Origin of the sequence: Streptomyces poriferorum (assembly GCF_019399235.1) — a bacterium.
Classification (GTDB): domain Bacteria; phylum Actinomycetota; class Actinomycetes; order Streptomycetales; family Streptomycetaceae; genus Streptomyces; species Streptomyces poriferorum.
This window is the reverse complement of record NZ_JAELVH010000144.1, coordinates 1-25,331: the sequence shown is the minus strand read 5'-3', so window position 1 is coordinate 25,331 and position 25,331 is coordinate 1. Positions and strand designations below refer to the sequence as shown.

General features: G+C 71.1%; 21 protein-coding genes. 9 read left to right on the top strand and 12 right to left on the bottom strand.

Translation table 11 applies throughout. From position 1 onward, the window contains the following. A partial coding sequence (locus JGS39_RS23595; protein WP_219571444.1) for an ABATE domain-containing protein occupies window positions 1-238 on the bottom strand: 238 nt, incomplete at its 3' end. 181 nt (window positions 239-419) lie between these two features. Here JGS39_RS23595 and JGS39_RS23590 point away from each other — a divergent pair. Then, window positions 420-1,163 (top strand): metallophosphoesterase, encoded by a 744-nt coding sequence (locus JGS39_RS23590; RefSeq protein WP_219571441.1) that lies wholly within the window; start codon window positions 420-422, stop codon window positions 1,161-1,163. A gap of 39 nt (window positions 1,164-1,202) precedes the next feature. On the opposite strand, the gene JGS39_RS23585 is transcribed toward JGS39_RS23590, so the two are convergent. Next, on the bottom strand, window positions 1,203-2,528 hold the full coding sequence (locus JGS39_RS23585; protein WP_219571439.1) for a PQQ-binding-like beta-propeller repeat protein: 1,326 nt from the start codon (window positions 2,526-2,528) through the stop codon (window positions 1,203-1,205). Window positions 2,529-2,687: 159 nt separating this feature from the next. Between JGS39_RS23585 and JGS39_RS23580 the strand changes: the two genes are divergently transcribed. Beyond that, on the top strand, window positions 2,688-3,062 hold the full coding sequence (locus tag JGS39_RS23580; RefSeq protein WP_219571437.1) for a hypothetical protein: 375 nt from the start codon (window positions 2,688-2,690) through the stop codon (window positions 3,060-3,062). Window positions 3,063-3,204: 142 nt separating this feature from the next. Here JGS39_RS23580 and JGS39_RS23575 read toward each other — a convergent pair whose 3' ends face one another. From JGS39_RS23575 to JGS39_RS23560, 4 genes are all read right to left on the bottom strand, one after another. Beyond that, complete coding sequence (locus JGS39_RS23575) at window positions 3,205-4,176, bottom strand: tetratricopeptide repeat protein (RefSeq protein ID WP_219571435.1); 972 nt, start codon at window positions 4,174-4,176, stop codon at window positions 3,205-3,207. A 157-nt stretch (window positions 4,177-4,333) separates the two neighbouring features. Continuing rightward, the gene (locus tag JGS39_RS23570; RefSeq protein ID WP_308120633.1) at window positions 4,334-5,458 is read right to left on the bottom strand and encodes a tetratricopeptide repeat protein; all 1,125 of its coding nucleotides are present in this window, start codon (window positions 5,456-5,458) and stop codon (window positions 4,334-4,336) included. Beyond that, window positions 5,455-6,693, bottom strand: coding sequence for an ATP-binding protein (locus tag JGS39_RS23565; protein ID WP_219571432.1), 1,239 nt, complete (start codon window positions 6,691-6,693; stop codon window positions 5,455-5,457). Before JGS39_RS23565 ends, JGS39_RS23570 begins: the two co-directional genes overlap by 4 nt. A 31-nt stretch (window positions 6,694-6,724) precedes the next feature. Then, the gene (locus tag JGS39_RS23560) at window positions 6,725-7,699 is read right to left on the bottom strand and encodes a MerR family transcriptional regulator (RefSeq protein WP_219571430.1); all 975 of its coding nucleotides are present in this window, start codon (window positions 7,697-7,699) and stop codon (window positions 6,725-6,727) included. 169 nt (window positions 7,700-7,868) lie between these two features. Here JGS39_RS23560 and JGS39_RS23555 point away from each other — a divergent pair, with 169 nt between their 5' ends. After that, a complete protein-coding gene (locus tag JGS39_RS23555; RefSeq protein ID WP_219571428.1) occupies window positions 7,869-8,492 on the top strand; it encodes a histidine phosphatase family protein in 624 nt (207 codons plus the stop codon). 61 nt (window positions 8,493-8,553) lie between these two features. Here JGS39_RS23555 and JGS39_RS23550 read toward each other — a convergent pair whose 3' ends face one another. After that, window positions 8,554-9,312, bottom strand: coding sequence for a MerR family transcriptional regulator (locus tag JGS39_RS23550; RefSeq protein ID WP_219571426.1), 759 nt, complete (start codon window positions 9,310-9,312; stop codon window positions 8,554-8,556). 165 nt (window positions 9,313-9,477) lie between these two features. Next, window positions 9,478-9,867: a winged helix-turn-helix transcriptional regulator gene (locus JGS39_RS23545; protein ID WP_219571424.1), complete on the bottom strand. Its 390-nt coding sequence runs from the start codon at window positions 9,865-9,867 to the stop codon at window positions 9,478-9,480. A 106-nt stretch (window positions 9,868-9,973) separates the two neighbouring features. Between JGS39_RS23545 and JGS39_RS23540 the strand changes: the two genes are divergently transcribed. Then, entirely contained in the window at window positions 9,974-10,909 is a 936-nt protein-coding gene (locus tag JGS39_RS23540) for an NADP-dependent oxidoreductase (RefSeq protein WP_219571422.1), read from the top strand. 216 nt (window positions 10,910-11,125) lie between these two features. Here JGS39_RS23540 and JGS39_RS23535 read toward each other — a convergent pair whose 3' ends face one another. Together JGS39_RS23535 and JGS39_RS23530 are read right to left on the bottom strand one after the other, a co-directional pair. Continuing rightward, window positions 11,126-13,339, bottom strand: coding sequence for a trypsin-like serine protease (locus JGS39_RS23535; protein WP_219571420.1), 2,214 nt, complete (start codon window positions 13,337-13,339; stop codon window positions 11,126-11,128). 79 nt (window positions 13,340-13,418) lie between these two features. Next, window positions 13,419-13,943, bottom strand: a complete 525-nt coding sequence (locus JGS39_RS23530; RefSeq protein WP_219571418.1) for a hypothetical protein — start codon at window positions 13,941-13,943, stop codon at window positions 13,419-13,421. Window positions 13,944-14,460: 517 nt separating this feature from the next. Here JGS39_RS23530 and JGS39_RS23525 point away from each other — a divergent pair. The 3 genes from JGS39_RS23525 (at window position 14,461) to JGS39_RS23515 (ending at window position 20,929) form a co-directional block, all read left to right on the top strand. Next, window positions 14,461-17,844: an ALF repeat-containing protein gene (locus tag JGS39_RS23525; protein WP_219571416.1), complete on the top strand. Its 3,384-nt coding sequence runs from the start codon at window positions 14,461-14,463 to the stop codon at window positions 17,842-17,844. Window positions 17,845-17,926: 82 nt separating this feature from the next. Next, window positions 17,927-19,843 carry a DNA/RNA non-specific endonuclease gene (locus tag JGS39_RS23520; protein WP_219571415.1) on the top strand — a complete coding sequence of 639 codons (1,917 nt, stop codon included), beginning with the start codon at window positions 17,927-17,929 and terminating at the stop codon, window positions 19,841-19,843. A 30-nt stretch (window positions 19,844-19,873) separates the two neighbouring features. Then, the gene (locus tag JGS39_RS23515; RefSeq protein ID WP_219571413.1) at window positions 19,874-20,929 is read left to right on the top strand and encodes a hypothetical protein; all 1,056 of its coding nucleotides are present in this window, start codon (window positions 19,874-19,876) and stop codon (window positions 20,927-20,929) included. A 98-nt stretch (window positions 20,930-21,027) separates the two neighbouring features. Here JGS39_RS23515 and JGS39_RS23510 read toward each other — a convergent pair whose 3' ends face one another. Next, window positions 21,028-21,504, bottom strand: coding sequence for a cytidine deaminase family protein (locus JGS39_RS23510; protein WP_219571412.1), 477 nt, complete (start codon window positions 21,502-21,504; stop codon window positions 21,028-21,030). A 215-nt stretch (window positions 21,505-21,719) separates the two neighbouring features. Here JGS39_RS23510 and JGS39_RS42110 point away from each other — a divergent pair, with 215 nt between their 5' ends. Continuing rightward, window positions 21,720-23,393: a cellulase family glycosylhydrolase gene (locus JGS39_RS42110; RefSeq protein ID WP_219571410.1), complete on the top strand. Its 1,674-nt coding sequence runs from the start codon at window positions 21,720-21,722 to the stop codon at window positions 23,391-23,393. Between the two features lie 50 nt (window positions 23,394-23,443). Here the strand turns inward: JGS39_RS42110 and JGS39_RS23500 are convergent, their stop codons facing one another. Then, window positions 23,444-24,064: a dihydrofolate reductase family protein gene (locus JGS39_RS23500; RefSeq protein ID WP_219571409.1), complete on the bottom strand. Its 621-nt coding sequence runs from the start codon at window positions 24,062-24,064 to the stop codon at window positions 23,444-23,446. 429 nt (window positions 24,065-24,493) lie between these two features. Between JGS39_RS23500 and JGS39_RS23495 the strand changes: the two genes are divergently transcribed. Next, on the top strand, window positions 24,494-25,331 hold an 838-nt coding region (locus JGS39_RS23495), incomplete at its 3' end, for a serine/threonine-protein kinase (protein WP_219571407.1).

The following is a 25,331-nucleotide window of genomic DNA, read 5'->3' as shown; positions in this document are numbered from 1 at the left end:
GGGCGGGGCTGACCGCCTGGGCGAACAGGGCGCGGACCGCCTGGCGAAGCTCGATGACGCGGAGTCTGACGTCTTCGTCCGCGGCGACTTCCGCGACGGGGACGTGGGCGGCCAGCAGATCCGCCTGCGCCTGGATCCAGCGCGTCGTTCCCTCGACCGTGGCGAGGTCGTCGGTGACGCCGCCGTCGCCGTCATGGCGAACAGTGCTCGCCAGTTCCAATGGCAGCCAGCGCTCCACAGGACATCCCCTTCCGTCTCGGTGCCGGTCGTCGACCACTTGATCACATCCTTGCGCACACCCTATGGTCTCTAACGGAAAAGCTAACAACTTCCGTTAGAGCTGGAGGATGGCGTAGCGCTTACGCCGCCCCGGCACAGGACCGACCTCGGCCGAGCCCGCCATCGAAGGAGACTGTGGAATGACGCTGCTTGCACAGATCAGCGACCTGCACCTGGACGGCAGCGAGAGGGCGACCCGGCGCGCCACCCTCGTCATGGACTACCTCCGGGCCCTGCCGCAGCCGGTGGACGCGCTCCTGGTCACCGGGGACATCGCCGATCACGGCGAGGAGGCCGAGTACGAGGAAGCGGCCCGGATCCTGGCCGCGCCCTTCCCCGTGCTCACCTGCCCCGGGAACCACGACGCCCGGCCGGCGTACCGCAAGGCCCTGCTCGGGGAGGCACCCGAGGACGGCCCGGTCAACCGGCTCCACCACGTCTCCGGCACCGCGATCCTCATGTGCGACTCCACCATCCCGGGCCGCGACGAGGGGCGACTCGACACCGAGACGCTCGCCTGGATCGACTCCACCCTCACCGCGCTGCCGCAGGACACCCCGGCCCTGATCGCCTTCCACCAGCCGCCGGTAGCACTCCATCACCCGCTGCCCGACGCCTTCATGCTCCAGGAGCCCGGGCACCTGGCCGACCTGCTCCACGCGCACCCGCGGGTCGCCGCCGTCCTCACGGGCCACGCCCACACCGCGGCCGCCTCGGCCTTCGGCGGGCGTCCGCTGATCGTCGGACCGGCCATCACCTGGACGCTGCGCATGCCCTGGGAGGGCGACCGCGCGGCGGATCGGGACCAGCCGCCCGGCCTCGCGTTCCACGTCCTGGACGACGAGCAGCGGCTGACCACCCACTTCCGCGTCGTCCTCCCGTGAGCAGTCGCCCACAGCCTCAACTCCGGGGCGGGCGGCGGCTCAGTCAGCCGCGCGGATCGCGACCAGGCTCGAACCAAGCGCGTACACAAGGCGGTTGCCGAGGAAGAACGGGGGGCCGGCGACGGTGCGCCGCCAGGTGATCTCCCCGTAGACGTCGACCGCGATGATCTCGCCCCTCCGGACCTCCCCCGGGACGTACCAGACGCCTTCCCCCACCTCATGTGCGGTGGGGACCAGTTCTGGGGGGCGGCGCCGGGGAGCGGTGGACGGAGCGGGCCGCGGGTCGCGGTGGCTGCCGTCCGCGCGATAGGCGAGCACCGCGCTGCCGTAGGTGACGGGGTACTCGCCGGGCTTCAGGCGCAGGAAGAACGTTCCGTCGTAGTCATCCCCGACCAGGGCCCCCGCCGAGTCCGGCAGGGTCAGGTGGGAGCCCACGAAGAGCGAGATCGACGGATCCCTGCGGCAGCCTTCGTGGACGGCTGCCTGGGGCTGGTCCCAGGTGAAGGTGCGTTGCCAGACCGGGGCGGCCGTCTCGGACTCCAGGTCGTACGCCGCTGCCTGCGCGCGGCAGCCGGGTCCATGCGGGGCCGTGACCACGAGGATGCGGTAGAGGGTGGGCATCACCTGCGCGATGTCGCCTCCGGGCAACTCGACGGGCCATGACCGGAGCCGGTCCTCATCGCCCCGGAGGGTCACGAGTCGGCCGTCTGCGGCGAAGACCAGCGGATCGCATCTCCGCCAGTAGGGGTCCGCACCTCCCCTCTCCTCGCCGTCCTGGCCGCACGGGGTGGCGAAGACGGCCGGGCCGCGGGTTCGGTGCTTCCACCGGACCTGGCCGGTATCAGCGTTCCAGGCTGTCAATGTGCAGGACGATGCGGGCAGGCACGTAGCGGCCACCGCCACACGCGTTCCCGATGTCCACGTGACAGTGACGTACCGCAGTTCCCCAGGGGTACGGGCCGGGGGGTAGGCGAGCTCCGCGAAGCGGCCGGTCATGGCATCGAGCGTCGCGATGAACGGCAACCGGCCGGGTGCCGCCGCGCCGATGAGCGTCAACGGGCTCTCGGACGGGCTGACGACGGCGTGCACCTGCCCCGGCCGTCCGGTGAGGGCGAACCGGGCCGGCAGCTTCGTACGCCAGAGAACCTCCCCGTTCTCATCGACCCTCGCCGCCACTCTTCCCTGCCCGATGACCCCCAGGCGCCGGATCACCAGCGCCCAGCCGCCCGAGGCATCCGTCGGCACGGGCAACGGCACACGAAAGGCGTCTTCGGCACCCTCGTCCCACCTGATGCGCTGCGGACCGTGCACGAAGCAACCGGCGAGCAACGGAAGAAGAAGGAGAAGACCGAACAGTCTGCGCATGAGACCCCCTGCACCACCCTGTACGGGCGCACCACGCGTGGGGAGCACGAATGACGACCGATTCGGTCACGGAACGGAGATCGCCCCGTGCCCGCGCCCGTATGCGGCAACCGGCCCAACTCCCCCCGCGTGGCGTGCTCTCGTCGCTAGGGTCGCCGGATGGGACTCTTCAGCCGCCGCAAGGAAAGCAGCAACGGGACGCACCGCCTGCTACTGATGAAAGACGGGCACGTGAAGAACGTGCCGACCTCCCTGTTCGGGATGGAGCTCGTCCATGAGGTCAGCCGCCTCCTGGGTTCCGAGCACATACGGTCGACCAGGATCAGTGACGAACTGACCCTCTGGCACTCCGAGATCGCGCCCGGCCGGCCCCACCCGGGTGCGCCCAACCCGGCGGCGAGCAGCCTCGCGGCCGAGCACGGTTCGCCTCCGGTCACCGGGCCCGCCGTGGTCACCGGCGAGATGCTGTACGGGACTCCCTATCCGCTGGACGCGGACAAGGCGGCGCAGATGACGACCCGCCTGGGCGGATAGCGGCCGGCCTCATCGGCCACGCATCAGAGCCGCCCGGCCGCACACGGGCCACGCATCACAGCCGCCCGGCCGCGCACGGGCCACGCATCACAGCCGCCCGGCCGCGTACGGGCAGCGCCTCGGCCGGTCCGGCCACGGGCGCCTACTGACCTTGGTCCTCGTCCCCCTGCTGCGACAGCGCCTCTTCGGCCCTCCGGCGCCACTTCTGCGCCTGCCGGGTGTATCCCTCCCGCTCCGAGAGGTTCGCCAGCCGGATCATCGCACCGATGTGCCCGGCCTCGGCGGCCTTCTCGTACCAGCCCTGCGCCGCGTGCAGATCGCGATCCCGTTCCCTGGAACGACCCAGCGTGAAGCACGCCTCGGCGTCCCCCTTACGGGCGCGCTCGGTCATCCATGCGTCGAGTTCGGCGACCAGCTCGGCGCGGCTGAGCAGGCCCGTGAGCAGGCGGCCGCCCTCGTCGTCGCCCGCCCTGGCCGACTTGCGGTACCAGGACTTCGCCACCTCCCGGTCGCCCTTCTCCAGGGACAGGGCGCCCAGGGCGTTCATCGCGGCGGTGGAGCCCTTGTCCGCCGCCCTTCGGGCCCACCGTGCGGACTCGTCGACGTCACCCCGCCGGTACAGCAACTGCGCGAGCGCGTAGGCCGCGTCGGCGAGACCCGCCTCGGCGGCCCGGCGGAACCAGCTCTCCGCCTCGGCTTCGGCGCCCCGCTTCTGACACAGTTCCCCGAGGACGGCCATCGCGTTCGCGTTTCCTCCCTCCGCCGAACGCCGGTACCAGCGATCGGACTCGACCTGCTCGCCGCGCAGTCTCAGGAGATACCCGACCATCTCCATCGCGCGCACGTGCCCGCCGCCGGCGGCCTCACGCAGCAGCGCCTCGGCCTCGGCGTGCCGTCCCCACTCCTGAAGCAACACGCCGAGGGTGGTGGTCGCATCGGGATGCCTCATCTCGGCCGCCAGCCGGAGCCAACGTTCGCCTCCGGCACGGTCGTTGTGCGTACCGAGATACAGGCCGTACCGGAACATCGCCGCGGCATCTCCCGCCTCGGCGGCCTCACGGAGGCGACCGTCCTCGTCGCCACCTCGCCTCTCGTTCCTCGAACTCCCCCGCATGAGACACCCCCTTGGACTTCCTGGCAGTCGACCGTCCCGTGAGACGGCGGTGGCGGCTCGCGCGGTTCCGGCCCCTGTGGAGGGGGCTGCGGGACACATCGCCCCACCCTCGCGCTCCTCCCGATCCCCCGAGGTCGAGCGGATAGGGCGTCCCGGCTCAGCGCGTCCTCGGCCGGTCGAACCACATCGTCGCCAGCGCCGGCACCAGACCGGCCCAGAACAGCACCAGCGGGACCGTGCGTTCCGTCCAGGGGATCTGGGTGATCAGCAGCGCGCAGAGCATGGCCCACGCCGCTTGGCCCAGGACGACACGGGACCAGCGCAGACGCCGGATGAGCGAGTGCAGGTTGACCCGGATGCCGGCGCGCAGACGGCGGTAGCGCAGCAGGGCGCCCAGGATCCAGACGGCCGCCATCGGGACGAGGTCCCACAGCCGCTGGCCGAGAACCAGCGGCAGTTCGCGCTGCGTCTCCCCGTCCGTCGCGAACAGGTCGATACCCACAGCGGCGAGGGCCAGACAGAGCAGGGCGAGCCAGCGCAGGCCACGCAGCAGCCGGTACGAGGCCGCGTCCAGGCCTCGTTGCATCGGCTCGGAGCCGGGGGTGGAGGCCAGTGCGTCGGCGTACAGGGTGGCGGCCTCCGTCGCCTTGACGCCGACGGCGGTCGCCGCCTTCTCCGTCCGCCGGGCCAGGGCACGTTCGTGCTGCGGGTCGATCCGGAGGATGGCCTCGTCCATCCGGTCGGCGGCGCCCCGGTCGGCCGACATGTCGGCGATGAGCCACGCCACCTCGTAGGCGTACACCTCCTCCGGGCCCAGCCGGATGGCCTCCTGGGCGATAAGGTCGGCCTCACGCAGGGCGGCCACCAGGTCCTCGCGCCGGGCCGTGCCGCCGTTGGCCTGCCCGGAGCCGATCATCCTGATGCGCCACAGCCAGTCGGCGAGCCGCGCGTAACCGAACCAGTAGTCGGGTGCCAGGCGGATCACCTCGCGCAGCACGCCCTCGGTCTCCGGGAAGCGGCCCCCCACGCGCAGGGCGCGTGCGTGCATGAGGAGCGCCCCGACGTCCTGAGCGTTCAGGGCCAGCGCCTGCTCGGTCGCCTCCAGCGCCTTCGCGCCGTCCTCCTTGTCCTCGACATGGCTCCGGGCGAGCTCGACCCAGGCCCGAATGTCCTCGGGGTCCTCCGCGAGCCGCCGGGCCAGCAGCTCCCTGGCCTCCTCATAGCGCTTGAGATCGATGAGCAGGTCGGCCCGTTCCACGGCGGGGTGCAGGGTCGTGGTCACAGCTTGCGCCTCTTCTTCAGGTACGTCACCAGGTCGTCGTACATACCGCCCTCGTTGGCGAACATCGCCACGTTGCGCGCGGAGGCGAACCACGGTTCGGCGGACGGCACCGTCTCGTTCGCGGCGGCCAGCAGGTCCTTCATGCCGATCATCCGTACGGTGCCGGTGCGCACCGAGTCCAGCAGTGCCCGCTCGGCCGCCGCCTCGCAGACATGGGCGAGGTCCGCGCCGGACAGGCCGTCGGTGATCTTGACCAGCTTGCCCAGGTCGACGTTCTCGATGGGCCGGTCCCGCAGGTGGTAGCGGAGGATCGCCTCCCGGGCGGGCCCGTCGGGCGGGAGGACGAGGATCGTCCTGTCCAGGCGGCCGGGCCGGCGCAGCGCGTTGTCCACGTCCCAGGGGACGTTGGTGGCGGCCAGCACGAAGACGCCCTCGTTCGCTGCCGAGTCGATGCCGTCCAGCTCGCTGAGCAGCTGGTTGACCACGTTACGCATGCCGCTGTGCGCGGTGCGGCTGCGCTTGGCCCCGAGGGCGTCCAGCTCGTCCAGGAAGACCACGCAGGGTGCCTGGCGGCGAGCGGTCTCGAAGACCTCGTGCATATTGCGCTCGGAGTTGCCGATCCACATGTCGAGCACGTCGTTCACGGACACCGACAGGAACGCGGCCCCGAGTTCACCGGCCACCGCCCGCGCGATGAACGTCTTGCCGCAGCCCGGCGGGCCGTAGAGCAACAGCCCGCCGCGCAGGCTCTTTCCGTACAGCTTGCGCAGTTCGGGGTTGCGCAGCGGGGCGAGGAACGCGGCGTCCATGCGGTCCTTCACATCCTGCATGCCGCCGACGTCGGCCAGTCGTACGGTGCCGGGGCCCTCCACGTCCCACGCGTCGGCGTCCGCGGAGTCGTCCAGCCCGTCCGCGCGGACCGGCGTCTCGGCGAACCGCGGCGGCACCGCGTCCCCGACCTGGTCCTCGGCGGCCTTCCAGTCGAACCCCGTTCGCGGGCGCGGGTGTTCCGCCGGAGGAGACAGGGGCGGCGCGCCCATCGCCCGGGCCATGAGGGCGCGTGCCTGGGCGTCGCCCGGCGCGTGCTGAAGGGCCACGGCCGCCTCGGCGACGGCCTCGTCGGACCGGTCCGCCTCCAGCAGGAGCTGGGCCAGGTGGAGGCGGAGGGGCACATCGGCGGGCGCGGCGGCGACCGCGGTACGCAGGCTCTGTATGAGAGGGGGGTCGTCCGGCATGATCCACAGCCTAGTGCGGCCCTACGACACCTCAGGAGGCCCGCGGCGGATGCGCCGGGTTGTCCCGGAGCCATTCGAGTACCTGCTGTGCGTGGGTGTTCGGCGGGAAGACCGGATAGAGGACGTGCTCGATCCCGCCGTCACGGATGACGAGGGTGATGTGCCTGTAGAGAGTCGCTCCGGCGGCTTCGAACGTCGGCACCCCGAGCGTGGCGGCGAGTTGGAAGCCGGGGTCGGAGAGCATGGGGAACGGCAGTCGCAGCCGTTCCACGACCTCCTGCTGGTAGGTGGTGTCCTGGCTGGAGAGCCCGAACACGTGGGCCGCGCCCGCTGCGTGGAGGTCGTCGTGGTGGTCGCGGAAGCCGCATGCCTCGCTGGTGCATCCGCGTGCTCCGGGGATGGTGTTCCAGCCCTCGGGGAGGTCGGTGTCGGGCCGCCCGGTGAGCGGGTAGCAGTAGACGATCGACCTGCCCTCGCCCAGGGCGCCCAGCGCGACGGTACCCCCTGTGGTGTCGGGCAGTTCGACGTCCGGAACCGGCCGGCCGGGGAGATGGGCGGCCGCGCCGTCGTCCTCGGGGACGGGGAGGTCTGCGGGCAGATCGGTCAGGTGGCTCACGGTGTCCTCCTCGGCACCTGCTCTGCCGGCGCGGCTGTTGCGATGGGCGGCCTCGTGCAGGTGCTGGGCCAGTACGGACCGTCGGGCGGTGAGTTCCTCGATCCGCAGGGTCAGATCGTCGATGGCTTCGCGGTAACCGGCCAGGGAGGACGGGCAGTCGTCCGCGTGGTCCCGGCCGTCGGCCAGGCATGCGAGGAAGGGGCGGGTCCGCTCGACGGGGATCCCCAGGCGGTTCAGCTCCCGGGCCTCGCGCACCATCCGGGCGTCGTGCTCGGAGTAGTCGCGGTAACCGTTGGCGAGCCGGGCGGGGGCGATCAGCCCCAGCGACTCGTAATAGCGCACCGTCTTCGTCGTCACACCCGCGCGCCGCGCGATCTCACTGATCCTCATGATGCGACGAACGTAAACCCTGCCCCCGGGGGCAGCGTCAAGTGCTTGCCGGGTGAGGCGCTCAAGGCACCCTGCGCCTTCGTCCGCGGCGGGAACCACGCGGGCATACGGCGGCGTCCGTCCAGACACTCGCAAGATCACCCCAAGCGGACAGAGGATCTCGCCCCCCATGACTGGAACAGCCACCCGCTATCTCTACCTCACACGACACGGTGAGGCCTCACCGGACGAGAGCGAGCTGACGGAGAGCGGTCGACGGCAAGCGGTACTGCTGGGTGAAAGGCTCCGGGACAGCCCTCTCACGGCCGTCCACCACGGTCCGCTCCCTCGCGCGGCTCAGACCGCCCGGCTGATCGGCGAGCAACTCGGCGGCGTTCCCCTTCGGGAGGCGGAAGAAGCCGGCGACTACATTCCGTACCTGCCGCAACGACACGAGCTGCCCCCGGAGTCGGCCGACTCCATGGTCGCCCGGCTGGCCGAGTTCCCGGCCCGGGAGCGAGAGCAGGGGCCGGAGTTGGCCCGCGAGGCGCTCGTCCGGTTCACGGGGCCGGTGGACGGGGAGCAGCCGCGTCACGAACTGCTCGTCACCCACAACTTCCTCACCGGCTGGCTCGTCCGGGATGCCCTCGACGCTCCGAAGTGGCGCTGGATGGGCCTCTACCACGCCAACGCCGCACTGACCGTGATCCGCTACGAGCCCGGCCGGCCCGCCTCCGTACTCCTCTACAACGACACCGGGCATCTGCCCACGGAGCTGCGCGCGGCCTGCTTTCCGGCCGGCCTTCCTGTCTGAGGGAGACGTCGAGTGCCTCCGCAAGGGGCCGCCGCAGCGTCCGCGGCGGCCCCTCTGCCGGTCAGCTCAGCCCGGACGCGGTGTACGCCTCGATGGCGTCCCGCTGGTACGCGGCCAGGCCGGGGGCGATCGCCTCGTACGCGGCGCGCCAGGCCTCGTTGTCCACGCAGGAGCGCCCGATCGCGCGGTACTCCTCGGCGGAGACGGGACGCAGCTGAGCCAGCGCCCGGTACTGGGCATCGATCTCGGCCCGTACGGGTTCGGCGTCGGCCCGGTGGCCTTCGGCCATCAGCTCGGCGAGCCGGATCATCTGTGCCGTGCGCTCGCGGTGGCCTGCGTCGGCGTCGCCCTGGCTCATCGTGGCGGCCCGTCGGCCGACCGCCTCGGCGAGTGCGGGGAAGTCTTGCATGTTCTCTTCGTACTGCGAGGGCTGCACGCCCTCGAACAGGTTCTCCGGTCGGTTGATGGTCATGGGTCGGCCGTCCTTTCCGGACTGCTCCAGTTCGGCGATCGTGCGGGAGACGGTTCCGGCCAGGGCGTCGAGGCGGTCCCGCTCGGCGAGCAGTCGCCTGTGGTGTCCCCGCAGGGCCTCCACCTCGTCGATCTGCTCGGTCAGGATCCGGCCGATCCCGGGCAGCCCGAGGCCCAGCGCCCTCAGTACGAGGATCTGCTGCAGCCTCAGGAGCTCGGGCTCGCCGTAGTAGCGGTAGCCGCCCGCACCGATCCGGGTGGGCGACAGGACGCCGACCTCGTCGTAGTGGCGCAGGGTCCGGGCGGTCACGCCCGACATCCGGGCGACCTCCGCGATCGGCCACTCCATTGCCGCTCCCTCATGAACGCGTCATCGGGCCGGTCTTTCCGGCCCTGGTCAGGACGGTAGAAGCTGCCGCAGCGGCAGCTTCAACCCCGGATTCCAGGCTTACCCGAATCCGGCCGGCGACCGTGTGCGTGACCCGCCCCCGGTCCCGGGGGCGTACAGGCGCGGTCAGGTCGTCGCGTCGTAACCGGCCCGGGCCGCCAGGACCTCGTCCATGTTCTGCTCCGCCCACGCCTTGATCGTCCGCATCACCGGGACGAGGCTCTCGCCGAGCGGCGTCAGGGCGTAGTCCACCCGGACCGGCACCGACGGGGTGACGGTGCGGGTGACGAGTCCGTCGCGTTCGAGGGCACGCAGGCTCTGGGTGAGCATCTTCTGGCTGACGCTCACGAGGGTCCGTGACAGGTCGGTGTAGCGCTGCGGTCCGTCGCCCAGTGCGTTGATGATCAGGCTGACCCACTTGTTGCTGATCCGGTCCAGCAGGTTCCGGGCGGGGCACTGGGCGAGATAGGCGTCGTACGCGGCAACGGCCTCGGAGCGGGTGGTGGTCGTCGTCATGGCTCACCTTCCGGTGCGATAGGCACCTTGAAGTGCCTTCTTCCCGATGGAGAGTAGCTCTCCATAAGGTCGTGCACATCAGCGGATCCGAACGAAGGAGTCGCGCATGCGCGCGGTCGTGGTGCGAGCAGTGGGTGGTCCCGAGGCCCTGGAGCTGGTGGATGTGCCGGTGCCGGTCCCCGGTGTCGGTCAGGTGCGGGTACGGGTCGAGGCCGCGGCCGTGAACCCGGTGGATCTCGCGACACGTTCCGGGGACCTGATCACGGCCGGCCTGATGGCACCGCGTGACGTCATCGGCATCGGGTGGGATGTCGCCGGGCGGATCGACGAAGTCGGGCCAGGAGTAACGGCGTTCGCCGAGGAGGACCGGGTGATCGGGGTCCGGGACCGGCTGGACGTCCCGCTGGGCACCTACGCCGAGTACGTGGTGCTGGACGCCGATGCGGTCGCGCCGGCCCCCACCCGGCTGACCGCCGTCGAGGCGTCGACCCTGCCGCTGAACGGGCTCACCGCCCTCCAGTCCCTGGACCTGCTCGCTCCGGAGCCGGGCGCGACCCTGCTGGTGACGGGTGCGGCAGGAGCGGTGGGCGGCTACGCGGTGGAGCTGGCCGCGCTGCGCGGGGTGCGGGTGGTGGCGGGTGCCGCGGCACGTGACGAGGCGTTCGTACGGGAGGCGGGAGCGCGGTGGTTCGTGCCGAGGGCCGCCGATCTCGCCGAGGCTGTACGCGAGTTGATCCCCGGCGGTGCGGACTGCGCCCTGGACGCCGCCGTGGTCGGGCTGCCGGCGCTGGGTGCCGTACGCAATCACGGCGCCTTCGTCGCGGTCATCGGAGGTGCCGCGCCCCTTCCGCTACGGGGGATCAGCGTGCACGAGCAGTGGGTCGCGGCCGACGGCGCCGCGCTCCACCGGCTCTCCTCCCTCGCCGGCAGCGGGCAGCTCACCCCGCGTGTCGCCGACACGATGCCCCTCCATGAAGCGGGACGGGCCCACCGCCGGCTGGCCGAGGGCGGGCTGCGGGGGCGGCTGGTCCTCGTCCCCTGACCGCAGAGGGAGGGGGAAGCCGCAGGCCCGCCGTTCGTCACGGTGCGAAGGATCTCGACGATGTCGCACCGCGGTCCCGTGCATGCCCGGAGGGCGCGGGGCGACGGTGTTTCTCGCCCCGCGCCCTCCGGGTGGTGGCTCAGCGCGCGGCGTTGCCGAAGGCGCGGAGGGCGCGGGGCGATGGTGATTCTCGCCCCGCGCCCTCCGGGTGGTGGCTCAGCGCGCGGCGTTGCCGAAGGCGCTGCCGGCTGCGGGCAGGCCGCCGGTGCCGGGCTGGTACGTGGTCACCGTGCCGTCGGTGCCGCCGGGGATGACGTTGCCGACCGGCAGGGCGTACAGCGCACCGTAGGTGCTGGGCCCGTAGGGCAGGCCGGCGTAGAGGTGGGTGCCGGTGAAGTGGATGCTCTCGCCCAGGCGCTGGCCGGCCTTGGAGGTGCCGGGGATGCCGTCGCCGTCGCCGGCCTCGATCCACAGGTCGTTGTCACCGGCCGCGCCCAGCATCGAGAAGACGTGGATCGCACCGGACTGGGTCTCCGTGCCGATGGCCTCGCCCGGGGTTCCGACGGCGACGAGCAGGCTGGCGGTGGTGGCGACCTCGCGCGGCGCGGTGTTGATCGCGGTCAGGCTCTCGCCCATCCGGTCATTGGCCTCCGACGTACCCGAGACCGTGTCGTCCGCTTCGCCCTGACGCAGTTCGCGCAGGTAGGTCCAGGTGCTGTCGGCGTTGATCCGGACCAGGACGGCCCGTCCGGCGTCCGCCTTCTCGGCGCCTCCGGCGGTGGTGGTCTCACCCGGCGAACCGATGGCCAGCATCGAGGTGTCGGCGCCGGCCGTGGCTGAGGCGCGGTACGCCGTCATGGCCAGGGCGGCGCCGAACTCGTCGCCCGTCTCGGCGGATCCGGTCACCCCGTCGCTTCCCTGGACGACACCGCCGATGCTGGTGGGCCGGCCGTCCGCGTCCAGGGTGTGGCTGAACAGGGCCACCTGGCCGGCGTCGGCACTGGCGTCGAGGTCCTCGCCCGGCGCGCCGATCGCGAAGAAGTTCCCGTCACCGGAGACGGAGGCACCGAACCGGTCGCCCGCCTCGGGCGCTCCGGGCACCCCGACGGGCAGGTCCTGGTGGAGGGAGCGGCTGGTGTCGCCGTAGACGTAGAAGGCCATCCCGGCCGCGGCCTCGGTGCCGACGGACTCGCCGGGGATGCCGATGAGGATCCACGGACGGCCCGCGGCCGTGGTTCCGGCCGCGACGGACTTGCCCATGTTGTCGCCGGCCTCGGAGGACGATACGGAGATGGCGCCGGTGCCCGTGCCCTGCTCAAGGTGCTGGCTCTTCACAGCGCCGGTGCCCAGGCCGCCGGCGCCGCCGAAGAGGATGTCGACCACGCCCGCGCCCGCGGCGCCGGACGCCGCCTGACCCGGGGCCGCGACAACCAGGTCGGTGTAGCCGTCCTGGTTGTAGTCGACGGTGGCCAGCGCCTCACCGAAGCCGTCGTTCGTCTCGCTCGTGCCGGTCACCCAGTCCAGGTTCTGGTCGATCTGGGCGATGCCCTTGCCGGCGCCGTACACGATCCGGACGAGCCCGGCTCCGGCCTTGCCGCCCACGGTCGCCTTGGCGTCGGCGACGGCGATGTCCTCGACGCCGTCCCCGTTGAAGTCGGTGATGGCGGTGGCGCCGACCTTGGAGTCGATCCAGGACTTCAGGTCGTCGACGCGGGCGGTGACGCCCGCGGTGCTGGTCTGGGTCTCGTCGGTGCCGAAGCAACCGCCCTGGAAGGACTGACTGTTCAGGGCCACCAGCTGTGCGGTGGCACCGGTACCGCGGAGGACCGGGCCGCCGGAGTCACCCATGCACGCGGCGGCGTCCTTGCCGGTGACGGCCGCCGTGGTGGCGGCGGCCGAGTCCACGGTGTAGGTGCCGGTGTGCAGCTTCAGCGGCGCCCACTCGTCCTTGCTGCGGCCGTATCCCGCGAACTTCAGCTCCTCGCCCGCAGCCGGGGCGGTGGTCGCCAGGGTGGCCGGGGCGACGTCGGTGACGGGCCGGTCGAGTCGGGCCAGGACGACGTCACGGTCGGTACGCGGCACGAGCTCGACGATCTTGCGCTGGGCACCGGAGGTGGAGGTGAGGTCGGTACGGCCGATCGTCGCGGTCACGTTCGACGCCGGGACCCCGGGGGTCACGGAGAGGCTCTGCGCCGGGTCGGCGGCGAAGCAACTCGCGGCGGTGAGCACCCATTCGGCGTCGACCAGGACACCGGAGCAGCCCCGGTCGTTCGCGCCGACGATGATCTGCGCGGTGTAGGCATGGGTGGTGTCGGAGGCCTCGGAGGCCGGTCCGGTGACGGCGGCGGCGGGTACGGCGCAGAGCGCGAGCGGCGCGGCCACGAGGGAGGCGGCCGCGGCGAGGACGCGGGAGCGTCTGGTAAGGCGCATGGGTTTCAGGGTTCCTTGCTGAACGTGGACGAGGGGTCTGCGGTGCTGAACAGGGCGGTTGCGGGGGCCCCGAGCGCGGCTACTTGGCCGTCCGGATCTCGACGAGCATGTGCTCCCGGCCTTCGTCGTCCACGGACTCGCCCACCGGGGTGAAGGTGTTCTTGATGATGTCGAAGCTCTTCTCCTCGTCGCCGACGGTCATGTCGATGGTGGTGGAGTAGTCGTTGCCCTTGAACGAGTAGACGGCGGGGATCTCCAGGCTCAGCCAGCCCTCGTTGCCGACGACCTTGAAGCAGATCTTGGCGCCGTTGTGGCGGGCCAGGAGCTCGAGCTGCCCGGTGCCGGGCACACAGTCGGCGAGCGTGATGTGGCCGTCGCCGCGCTTCAGGACGATGTTCTTCTCCGCCAGGATCTTGTCGGCCTGCGGGTAGTTGTAGTCCTCGACGGCGTAGCCCGGGGCTCCGTCCGCGACCAGCCCGGAGGGCGCCTCCTGGGCGGGCGATCCAAGGACGCCGGTGGTGATCGCGAGGATCGCGAGAGCGCCGGTCGCCGCGGTTCCGAGAATCCTTACCGCAAGCCGATTTCTCCGCTGCCTCAGGGTCATTGTTCCGTGTCTCCTCATTACATTCCTCAGTTCGAAAAACGGGATCACAGGCAAACGGGATCACAGGCATACGAAACAGGCCCGCATCCAAGGACTGCTCAATTGCCTCAAGACGACTCGTCCGACCTCATGGCAACGGGTCATGACGATGCGTCACCGCAGTAACCCCGTCATGCCAACACGAAGAGAAGGTCCGGTCCAAAATCGCGTTCCACTCAAAATCGGGCAATGCCCGCACGCCCGGTGTGACCTTCGCCATCATTTGAAAAGGTTGTATCGGTAATTGTGAGGGACACGTAAATATTTGCGCCGCAGTCGATCTGACTTATCCAGACACCGCCGCGTAAATGCCTCGATGAGGGTCCAGTTACCTTGCCCGAATTCACAACTCGGCTTTTGCCGCTGCGCGTTGATAGGGTCACCGGAATCCAGTGACTGCCCCGCCGCATTCCTTGGCGAGCCCTGCCCGCAGGATTGCGACGGGCCTCACTCCACCGCCTTCGCGAGGAATTCCCCTATGCAGACGACATTTTGGAGCAGACGCCGCGTGCTCGGCGCGCTCGCCGCCGTGACCGCCGTCGCGGCCACCCCTTCGATCCTGATGCCGGCCACCGCCAGGGCCGCTGAAGGCACCACGCCCGAACCGGTGCCGCTGCCGGACACCGACCGCGCCAGGGTCGTCAACGCGTGGCTGACCGGCGGCAAGAGCGTCAAGGCCGCCGCCGCCGAGGCCCTCTACGGGGCCGCCGCCGACATCCAGACCTTCCTCGCCGAGACGCTGCCGAAGCAGACCGTGGAGGACAACCGGGTCGCGATCGTCCGCAGCCTGGACCGTGCGGGCAAGGGGCTGCGCCGGGAGGCCGTCGCCGCCCTGGACGACGGCGACACCGCGATAGCCGCCTTCCTCACGGACGGCTTCGGCCCCGCCATCCTCGAGGACCTGCAGGTCGCCACCAGCATCGTCTCGGCCACCGGCGGCAAGGCGGTCGTACGCGAGGCCAACGCCGCTCTGGAAGGTGGCACCGCGTCGGCACTCACCGCCTTCCTCGCCGACCAGCAGTACGACGCGCGCCTGGAGGACACCCTGGTCCAGGTCAGCGCCATGCTGGCGACCAGTGGTCCGGAGGTGCAGAAGTACGCGGACCGCGCGCTCAGCGGCACCGCGGCCGACGCCGAGTGGTTCATGGAGACCGGCCAGCACATCGCGCGCGCCCGCGACCAGGAGTCGGCGACCATCGAGGAACTGGTGGCCGTCGTCGAGCGCGAGGGCAAGCGCGCCGAGCGCGAGACCAATCTGGCCGTGGAGGCAGGCGCCCGAGCCGAGACCGCCGCCGCGAAGGCCAAGGAAGCCGCGGAGAAGGCCGCCGCCGAGGCGTCCGCCGCCCAGAGCGATGTGCGGAAGTCGGCAGCAGCGGCCCGCAAGGCGGCCAGCGCGGCCAAGGGCGCGGCGGACGCCGCACGCAACGCCATCAACGCCTCCAACGCCGCGGTGCAGGCGTCCCGTCGCGCCTCCTGGGCAGCCGTCGGCGCCGCACAGGCCGCCTCGAAGGCGGGCAGCGCCGCGTCCCGCGCCTACAACGCCGCGATCGCCGCCTCCAAGGACGCCGGCAAGACGCAGATCGCCAAGGACGCCGCGGTCGCCGCCAAGAACGCCGCCTCCAAGGCCCGTACCGCTGCCGCTGCCGCCCTGAAGGCAGCCCTCGCCGGCGACGCGTGCAAGGCCGCCGGCAACTCCGCCGCCTCCGCCGCGCGCAACTCGGCCGCCGCCGCCACCGCCGCCGCCCAGGCCGCCGTCGCGGCCGGTGCCTCCAAGGCGGAGGCCGACGAGGCCAAGCGCCAGGCCGCCATCGCCACCAGCGCCGCCAACCGCGCCACCAACTCGGCCTCCACCGCTCAGGCCCTGGCGGGCACTGCCGCAGCCGCGGCCCGTGCCGCCTCCGTCGCCGCCAACTCCGCCGCCGACCACGCCGAGAAGGCGGCAGCCGCCGCCGACGAGGCCGTCCTCAACGCGGGCAAGGCCATCGACTACGCCAACAAGTCGACCGCCCACGCCGCGGAGGCCGTGAAGGCGGCCAACGTCGCCACCCAGGCCATCACCGACGCCCTGGAAGTGGAGCAGAACGCCCGCGCCGCCGAGGCCCAGACCCTGCTGCAGGACAAGCTGCAGGCCATCGAGGAGGCGCAGCAGCTCGCCGCCATCGAGCAGACCGAGCTGTCCGACGTCCGCGACAAGCGGCTCATGGCGGAGCGCACCAGCCAGCAGACCAAGGACGTCATAGCCAACGCCCAAACGGCCCTGTACTCCGGAGACATGACACTCGCCGCGACCCTGGGCCGGCAGGCGGCGATCGCCCTGATCGACGCCCGCGGCGCCTACACCCGCCAGGCGGCCCAGCACGCCCTCGCCGGTTCCGACGACGACATCTTCGCCTGGATCGACCTCGACCGGGCCCTCGCCCAGGGACAGGACGACCGCGAGACCACCCTCCACGTGGCCTCGATCGCCGCGCCCATGGTCGCCGCGGCCGCCGCGGCCGCGCTGGAGAGCACCGACTCGCTCGCCGTCGGGGACTTCCTCACCAGCGGCATGAAGCGCGCCTCGGACGAGGAACTGAGCGTCGCGATCAACAAGATCCTCGGTGGGGGCGCGGGCAAAGCCGTCACGAAGGCCGCCAACGACGCGCTGGAGGACAACACCACCGAATCCCTCAACTACTTCTTCGACACCGCCTACCCCATAGCAATCAAGGAGGACGACGGGGTCCGCACCAACGAACTCATCTCCACCGGCGGCGCGTTCACCAAGGCCTACGGCGAGGTCGCGCTGGAGGGCCCGGCGTGGATGCTGCGCAACTTCATCACCGTGATCCAGTACCGCACGGCCCAGCTCGACTACGACACCGCCACCCACGTCGCCGCGGTCCGCGGAGCCATCGCCGCGGCCGCGAAGATCGCGGAGAAGGCGCAGGAGGACGCGGCCCTCGCCTCGAAGGCCGCCGCCGACGCCCGCAACGCCGCCGCCGAGGCCCAGGAGTGGGCGCAGAAGGCCCTCGACTCCGCCGCCAAGGCCGACGACTACGCCCAGCAGGCGCGGGACAACGCGAACGCCGCCGACAAGTCGGCCGCCGACGCCCAGACCTCCGCCACCACGGCGAAGAACGCCGCCGCCACCGCCCGCTCCGCGTCCCGCTCCGCCAACTACTCGGCGAACAAGGCCGTCGACTCGGCACGCTCCGCCCTCGCCTCCTCCGCAGAGGCCCAGCGGTCGGCCGCCTCCGCCCGCGCCTCCGAGCTCGCGGCCGGCGCCGACGCGAAGGCCGCCGCCGCCGCGTACTCCCAGGCCAAGCAGATCGCCGCCGACAAGAAGCGGGCCGAGGAAATCCTCAAGGCCAAGGCGGACGCCCTCAAGGCCCAGGAACAACGCGACAAGAACCAGAACCCCGCCGACGGCGACAAGAACAACCAGGTCAACCCCAACGGCACCGCGGACGGCGACGCCGACGAGTGGTGGAACGACGCCCAGTTCTACGCGGACGCCGCCAACGTTGTCAGCATCGGCGCCGGGTTCCTGGCGGCCGGCTGCGCCCTCGCCGCCTTCGTCTTCCCGCCGGCCCTCGCGGCGGCCGGCTTCTTCGCCGGCGTCTCCGCGGGCGCGGGCGCCCTGGGCACCCTCTTCACCGGCATCGAGCACGGCTTCACCAGCGGCGCCTTCTTCGAGTCCGCCGTCGGCACCGGTCTGAGCCTGGTCTCCTTCGGCGCCTACAAGTGGGTCGGCGCCGCCGACAAGGCGCTCGGCGGCGGCCTCGTCAAGCCCATCGTCAGCAAGATCACGGACACCGGCGAGGACCTGGTCTCCGGCATCACGAAGGGCCTCAGCGACATCTGGGGCCTGGCGGCCTGATCCCTCTCCCGCCAAGGGGGCGCCGCACTCGTGCGGCGCCCCCGCCCTTCCCCCATCCCCTTTCACGGAGAGTTCCTGCCTCATGCACGGCATACGTACCGGGCGCGCCCCCAAGAGACGCGCCCGCTCAACGGTCCTGACCGGACTCACCGCCCTGGCCCTCGTCCTCACGACGGCCGTCACGAGCCAGGCGGCCGAGCAGCCGCCCTCCGCGGCGACCACGTCGTCGGCCACCGAGGCCGCCGGCACCGGTAACGAGACCAGCCCGCTCACGGCCGAATCCGGTGAGCAGTGCACGGCCACCGCGCCCGGCTCGAAGGAGCGCCGTGCGGGCGCCGTCGAATCCTGTGTGACGGTCACCCCCGCCCCCGCGAAGGCGCAGACCCGCGCCGCCACCACCGCCGCCTCCACCGCCGCTGTCGGCAGCTGCGACATCACCAACCCCGGCAGCTACAGCTACGAGCGCTTCTCGTACTGCGTGACCGGCATCAACGTCACGTACATCCTCCGCAACGACAACGGTGTGGAGATCGGCCGCGGCACCCTGGCGGTCTCCACCGGCGGCGACCTCTCCCCGACCGCCACGACCTGGAGCGAACAGGTCACCGTCACGATGACCAGCGCCGCCGGCGACGTCACCGCCCTCGACGCCAAGCTCCGCGCCTCCTGCGACGCCGGCTGCACCGCCACCAAGACCGCCCCCTGGTACAAGAGCGACCTCGTCGTCGGGGGATCCCTCACGGGCACCGTCACCTACTCCTCGCCGCAGACGACGGGCTCCTCCGCCTCCTTCCTCACGTCGTACGCGATGTACGTGACGTCCCCCGGTGCGACGGCGGTCGACCCGAACGCGTCGTGGAAGAACGCGCGTCAGATCCGGTGCGACGACGCGGTCGGGAGCACTTCGGTGGCGGGGTGTGCCGTCCCTTCGATCACGCCTGTCGTGCCGATGGACACCCGGACCACGGGCCAGGGCGCCGCGGTGGCAGCCTTCGTCTGGTCCCAGACATATCTGGACGACCACTGGGGGCGCGACAAGCTCCTGACCCGGGCGACGAGCGGCGTTCCTGATCGCACGAACGCGACCTGTGGCAGCTTCAAGGCCCTGGACATCGTTCCGGACGACACCTGCGCCGGGTTCCCCTTCGCAGAGGTGAAGGAAGGCGGCATCGACGGCTCCCGGTGTGCCGAGGTCGTTCCCAGTTTCAGCAACGGAGGTTGGGACTTCACCGCGCTGAACGGCGGCTCGGACCTGGACCCCACCACACCGTGCATGCGTGCCCACGTCTCGGCCTCCAACAAGAAGTTCGCCGATGACCAGCTCTCCGCGGGCTTCCAGGATCAGAGAGTGATCGACGCCGACCAGTTCAAGCTGAAGGTCACGGCGACATCCCCCGGCTCCTGCCTGAACAGCGCGCCGACCGGGTCGCGGACGTCCGGCCGCGGGTGGATAAAGAACACCACGGAAACGGTCCCCCATATCAAGATGAAGGACTTGTCGAGCCCGGCCGGCGAGCGGGCGGCCGTCGCGCAGGCCTGCCTGGGCAACCCGTATGTCGAGGGCAGCGACGCAACCGGCGGGGATATCACCGGGTGGCTGGATGCCAAGGACTTCGCCGCGCTCCCCGGCGTACCGACGGCCGGACTCGCCCGATGCCACCTGATCGCCAATACGTTCGGTGGCACCGGTCTGGTCGGAGACGGTGGGCTGACCAACCTCGTCCCCTGCTGGCAGGTGGGGATGAACACGGGAACACCGAGCATGCGGACGCATGAGGCCGAGGTGGTCAACGAGCTGGAAGCCGACGATTTCGGCCCGAACGACTCAATCTTCTACGAGGTGACGCCCGTCTACGAGAGCGCCGACAGCACGATCCCTATGGGTGTGAAGATGACCGGTACGCTGGTGCGTGCGAACGGATGGTCGCATCCGGTATTCGATGACGAATACATCCCCAACACCCAGGCAAATACCGGGAGTTACAACCTCGGAAACTGACTCAGGTCAGTTCGCGCTATCGGAGCAAGCATGAGTATCGCCACGCCGCCGCGGCCGCTCGACGTGACCGCGCTCTTCCCTCGACTTGCTCCGCTGGCGCGCACGGCGACCCGGCTGCACCCGCGGCCCGGGTCGCCGACCATGCACGACAGCTCCGTCGGCGGACCACTCCTGTGGCCCGCCGACGAGCCCTGGCCCCACTGCCCGGGGCCCCACGTGTGGGACGGGAGGAACCCGGCCCTCTCACCGGACGACGTCCGGTGGGAGCGGCATATCCGGGCGGAACTGGCCGGCCGGCCGTGCAGCGATCCCAACCTCCCCCTCGCCGCCCGGTACACGCCCCAGGAAGCAGCGATCGCGAAGCGGATCAAAGCTGGACGCCCGTGGCCCGACGGGCTCGTCGCCGTGCTCCCCCTGGCCCAGCTGTATGTACGCGACATCCCCGGCCTGCGCCCGCCCGGGCAGTCCGAGGCCGATCTGCTCCAGGTTCTCTGGTGTCCTTTCGACCACCCGGCGAACCCCACGACCACGCTGCGCTGGCGCTCCACCGCCGAGATCACCGACGTACTCGACGCACCGCCCGAGCCGTCCGCGATGCAGTTCCGCGGCTACCTGCCGGAGCCGTGCCTGCTCGCACCGGAGGAGATCACCGAATACCCCCACTCTCTGGAGCTGAGCAAGGAGCTGCAGGAGGAACTGCGCGACTGGTCCAGATGGCAGGCGGCCGGAGCGGCGGTGGACAGTTCCTACTCGGTCGCTCCGGACGAGTTCTACACGGGCGAACTGTCCGTCGCCCCCGGCTGGAAGGTCGGCGGGTGGACCCGCTGGGGGCTCACCGACCCCATGCCCCGCCGCTGCCCGGAATGCGGAACCGATACCGACCCGCTGCTCACCATCGCCGGCTCCGAATGGAATGCGGGCACCCAGGGCTGGGCCCCTGAAGAGGACCGGGCGAACCTCACGTCGCCTCTCCCTCTGCCCGCATCACAGAAGCCCACCGGGCTCGACATCGCCCGCGGCTCCAACCTGCAACTCCACGCCTGCCCGGTATCCCCCGACCATCCGCACATCGAACTGATCCAGTGATCGGTGCGTGAGGAGCCTCCAGGCGTTTCACGACCGCGCCGCGGCCCACTCGCCCCGACCGCGCTCCTCCCTCGGCGGAAGGGGCGCGCCCGTGCCGCTCACACAGCCGGGCGGTCGGCCTCGGCCCCTTCGGCGGAGTTCACGCCGAAGGGATGCGCTCCCCCGTCGATGGTCCACCCGGCGGCCAGCGGCATGAGGTCCCTGATCCGGACGCTCCTCAGGCCGTCGGGCGTGGGGAGGATGACCCGGATGCCCGGGTGGTAGTCGAAGAGCACCTGGCGGTCCCGGCCGCACGGGTCGAAGACGCCGCGTTCGAAGTTGCCCACCGCGACGATCGTCGTGAGTTCCCTGGCACCGGACGCGCGGGCATGCCCCAGCGCGACGAGTTCGGCGCACGGGCCGCCGGTGAAGTGGTAGACGTTGATCCCGCCGTAGATCTTCCCGTCGGCTCCGCGCACGGCGGCGCCCATCGTGTGCGCGCCCTCCTCGCCATCGGTGTTGGCATCGACAAGGCGCTTGGCGAAGGCGATGAGTTCGAGGTCCTCGGGTGTCAGTTCACGGCAGGGGATGTTCATGCCCCGCAGGGTAGAGCGTCGTGGTGCTCGCTGGGGGCGTCAGGCCGGCCGATGCCACCCCGATCCCCTTCCGGGCATCCGGATCCGTCCGATGTATTGACGTGCCCCTGACTCAATGGCTTCATGGGAGCGCACAAATGTGGGAGCGCTCCCACACTGCCTGGAAACGTCTGTCGATGCTCAGCTCTTGATCCCGCCCATCCCCTGGAGCCGCAGTGAGAACAGCAAGAAGTACGACAAAGAACCCAGTGCGCAAGCATCCCGTCACCGCCCTCCTGACCGCCCTGGTCACCCTCTTCGGGCTCGTCGCCCTCGGTGGCCTCGCCCCGGCGCAGGCCGCCACCGCCGCCGCGACCGGGCTGCACATCAGCGACGGCCGCCTGGTCGAGGGCAACGGCAACGACTTCGTCATGCGCGGGGTCAACCACGCCCACACCTGGTACCCCAACGAGACCCAGTCGCTGGCCGACATCAAGGCGACGGGCGCCAACACCGTCCGCGTCGTGCTCTCCGACGGCTTCCGCTGGAGCAAGAACGGGCCCGACGACGTCGCCGCCGTCATCGCGCAGTGCAAGGCCAACCGGCTCATCTGCGTACTCGAGGTGCACGACACCACGGGTTACGGGGAGGACACCGCGGCCGGCACGCTCGATCACGCCGCCGACTACTGGATCAGCCTGAAGGACGTCCTCGCCGGCCAGGAGGACTACGTCATCATCAACATCGGCAACGAGCCCTGGGGCAACACGAATCCGGCCGGCTGGACCGCTCCCACGACCGCCGCGATCCAGAAGCTGCGCGCCGCCGGGTTCGCGCACACGATCATGGTGGACGCGCCCAACTGGGGCCAGGACTGGCAGGGCGTCATGCGGGACAACGCCCAGGCCGTGTACGACGCCGACACCACCGGCAACCTGATCTTCTCGATCCACATGTACAGCGTCTACAACACCGCCCAGAAGGTCACCGACTACCTGCACGCCTTCGTGGACGCCGGACTGCCGCTGCTCATCGGGGAGTTCGGAGGACCTGCCGACCAGTACGGTGACCCGGACGAGGACACGATGATGGCCACCGCCGAGCAGCTGAAGCTCGGCTACATCGCCTGGTCCTGGAGCGGCAACACCGACCCGATCCTCGACCTGACGATCGGCTTCGACCCCACGCGGCTCAGCTCCTGGGGTGAGCGCATCTTCCACGGCGCCAACGGCATCGCCCAGACGTCCCACGAGGCCACCGTCTACGGCGGCGCCACGGAGGACGACACCGAGGCCCCCACCGCTCCGGGCACCCCGGTCGCCTCCGCGGTGACGGACACCTCCGCCGCCCTGACCTGGACCGCGTCCTCCGACAACGTTGCCGTCACCGGCTACGACGTCGTCCGCGTCAACGGCGGCTCGGAGACGACCGTCGCCGCGTCCGCCACCACCGGCGTCTCCGTCACCGGCCTCACCGCCGACACCGCGTACACGTTCGCCGTGTACGCCCGCGACGCCGCCGGAAACCGCTCGGCGCGCTCGGCCACGGTGGCCGTCACCACGGACGAGGGCGGCACCACGCCGGGCGTCGGCTGCTCCGTCGGCTACCGCGTCGTGAACCAGTGGTCGGGTGGCTTCCAGGGTGAGATCACCATCCGCAACACCGGCACCACCAAGATCGACGGCTGGACGCTGGGCTTCGCCTTCGCCAACGGCCAGACCGTCACCAACATGTGGGGCGGAACCCCCACCCAGACCGGTGGTTCGGTGAAGGTCGCCCCCGCGTCGTACACCTCCACGATCGCCGCGAACGGCTCGGTCACCGTCGGCTTCACCGGCAGCCAGAGCGGTACGAACGCGGCCCCGGCCGCGTTCACGCTCAGCGGCGCGACCTGCGCCGCCGCCGCGTAGCACGGCAGGCACATGACGCCGGTCGGCGGAGGCATCGCCCCGCCGGCCGGTCAGTCGCCGACGGTGAGCCCGACCGTCGTCGTCGCGCGCTCGTACGTGAGGAACAGCGCGCCGCTGTCCAGGATCCTGTTACCCGTGAGCGTCCAGGCGTTCGGGTCGAACGTGGCCTTGTGGGAGAAGAGCGGGATGCCCGCACCGATCGTCATCGGGCTCAACTTGACGATGAGCGTGTCGATCTCGGGGTAGAGGGAGCCGGCCAGTTCGCCGCCGCCGACGAGCCAGATGTCCTTGCCGTCCTCCTGCTTCAGCTCCCGCACCCGCGCGACCGGGTCTGTGGCGACGATCTCCACGGCGGGGTCGGGGCTCTCGCCCAGCGTGCGGGAGAAGACGAGGTGCCGCAGATGCGGATAGGCGTCCGTGACACCGGCCGCGATGCCGACCTCGTAGGAGCGGCGTCCCTCGACGACCGTGTCGAAGTGCGTGCCCTCCGCCGTGATCGAGAGCGCCGCGCGGGCCGGTCCCGGAAGCGTCTCCGGGTACTCGGCGATCAGGTGCGCGACGTAGTCCTCCGGGATCGGCCAGAATCCGTCCGGTCCGGTGGGGTCGGCTCCGTCCGGACCGGCGATGAAGCCGTCGAGGGTGGAGGCGATGAAGTACACGAGCTTGCGCACGTAGGACCTTTCGTCCGGCAGCCGGGCGCCGCCGCTCGGCGCCCGCCGGCAGTCATGATCAAACAGACGTGCCGGCCACGCAACGGGAACGGCACCTTCCGCACGGGGTGCGTCCGGCCTTGGCCGATGGCTGTTCGCACCGGAGCGCCGCGGTCCCCAGCGTGCGGTGAGGTCCGCAGTGCTCCGTGGGGCAAGCGTCAGGCGCCGACGGACCGCGCCTCGTCCCCCACGGGCAGAGCGGGATGGCCGGCGACGGCCAGGGAACCTGCGGGAATCGCGGGATCAACCAGGAACGGCATGAACGGCATTGTCACAGACCGGCCGCCCGCAGGAACGCACGAACGGGCCGGAACACACGTACTGTGGTCGGCCGGATTTGGATAAGGTTCCGTTCTCTACAGCGTTGCTCTCCGGGGGAGTTATGAGTTCATGAGCGGTCAGCAGCCACAGCGCGGCAGCGCCTCCCAGGTCTTCCAGCCACTGGCGGGTGACGACCCGGTCACCATCGCCGGATACCGGCTCGCCGCCAAGCTCGGTGCGGGCGGCATGGGCAAGGTGTACCTGTCCTACACGCCCGGCGGGCGGCCCGTCGCCATCAAGGTGATCCGTCCCGAGTTCGGCGAGGACCCCGAGTTCCGGCGGCGGTTCGCGCAGGAGGTGCAGTCCGCGCAGCGTGTGCAGGGCCTGTTCACCGCGCCCGTCATCGACGCGGACACCAACGGCGCGCAGCCGTGGCTCGCCACCGCGTACGTGCCGGGGCCCTCGCTCGCCGACGCGGTCGTCGCCCACGGCGCGCTGCCGGTCGAGGCGGTGCTGCTGCTGATCGCCGGTATGGCGGAGGCGCTGCACGTCATCCACGGGGCGGGCATCGTGCACCGCGACCTCAAGCCGTCGAACGTGCTGCTGGCCGCCGACGGCCCGCGCGTCATCGACTTCGGCATAGCCCGGGCACTCGACACCGTCACGGACGGCGGCCTCACCCGCACCGGCGCGCTGGTCGGCTCCCCCGGCTTCATGTCGCCCGAGCAGGTGCGCGGCGAGCGCGTGACCCCGGCGTGCGACGTGTTCTGCCTGGGTGCCGTGCTCGCGTACGCCTCGACCGGGCGCCTTCCGTTCGGCGCGGCGGCCAGCGGGGTGCACGCGCTGCTCTTCCGGATCGCGCAGGAGGACCCGGACCTGACCGGGGTGCCGGTCGACCTGGTGGAGCTGATCCGGGACTGCCTGCGCAAGGACCCGGCGACGGCCGGGTCGCCGGGTCCTTGCGCAG

Coding starts and splice junctions, on each gene's coding strand:
- JGS39_RS23535 (WP_219571420.1), bottom strand. CDS start 13,339: ATGCGCCTTACCAGACGCTCCCGCGTCCTCGCCGCGGCCGCCTCCCTC.
- JGS39_RS23540 (WP_219571422.1), top strand. CDS start 9,974: ATGCGCGCGGTCGTGGTGCGAGCAGTGGGTGGTCCCGAGGCCCTGGAG.
- JGS39_RS23510 (WP_219571412.1), bottom strand. CDS start 21,504: ATGAACATCCCCTGCCGTGAACTGACACCCGAGGACCTCGAACTCATC.
- JGS39_RS23520 (WP_219571415.1), top strand. CDS start 17,927: ATGCACGGCATACGTACCGGGCGCGCCCCCAAGAGACGCGCCCGCTCA.
- JGS39_RS23545 (WP_219571424.1), bottom strand. CDS start 9,867: ATGACGACGACCACCACCCGCTCCGAGGCCGTTGCCGCGTACGACGCC.
- JGS39_RS23515 (WP_219571413.1), top strand. CDS start 19,874: ATGAGTATCGCCACGCCGCCGCGGCCGCTCGACGTGACCGCGCTCTTC.
- JGS39_RS23590 (WP_219571441.1), top strand. CDS start 420: ATGACGCTGCTTGCACAGATCAGCGACCTGCACCTGGACGGCAGCGAG.
- JGS39_RS23580 (WP_219571437.1), top strand. CDS start 2,688: ATGGGACTCTTCAGCCGCCGCAAGGAAAGCAGCAACGGGACGCACCGC.
- JGS39_RS23555 (WP_219571428.1), top strand. CDS start 7,869: ATGACTGGAACAGCCACCCGCTATCTCTACCTCACACGACACGGTGAG.
- JGS39_RS23575 (WP_219571435.1), bottom strand. CDS start 4,176: ATGCGGGGGAGTTCGAGGAACGAGAGGCGAGGTGGCGACGAGGACGGT.
- JGS39_RS23530 (WP_219571418.1), bottom strand. CDS start 13,943: ATGACCCTGAGGCAGCGGAGAAATCGGCTTGCGGTAAGGATTCTCGGA.
- JGS39_RS23565 (WP_219571432.1), bottom strand. CDS start 6,693: ATGCCGGACGACCCCCCTCTCATACAGAGCCTGCGTACCGCGGTCGCC.
- JGS39_RS23550 (WP_219571426.1), bottom strand. CDS start 9,312: ATGGAGTGGCCGATCGCGGAGGTCGCCCGGATGTCGGGCGTGACCGCC.
- JGS39_RS23525 (WP_219571416.1), top strand. CDS start 14,461: ATGCAGACGACATTTTGGAGCAGACGCCGCGTGCTCGGCGCGCTCGCC.
- JGS39_RS23560 (WP_219571430.1), bottom strand. CDS start 7,699: ATGAGGATCAGTGAGATCGCGCGGCGCGCGGGTGTGACGACGAAGACG.
- JGS39_RS23585 (WP_219571439.1), bottom strand. CDS start 2,528: ATGCGCAGACTGTTCGGTCTTCTCCTTCTTCTTCCGTTGCTCGCCGGT.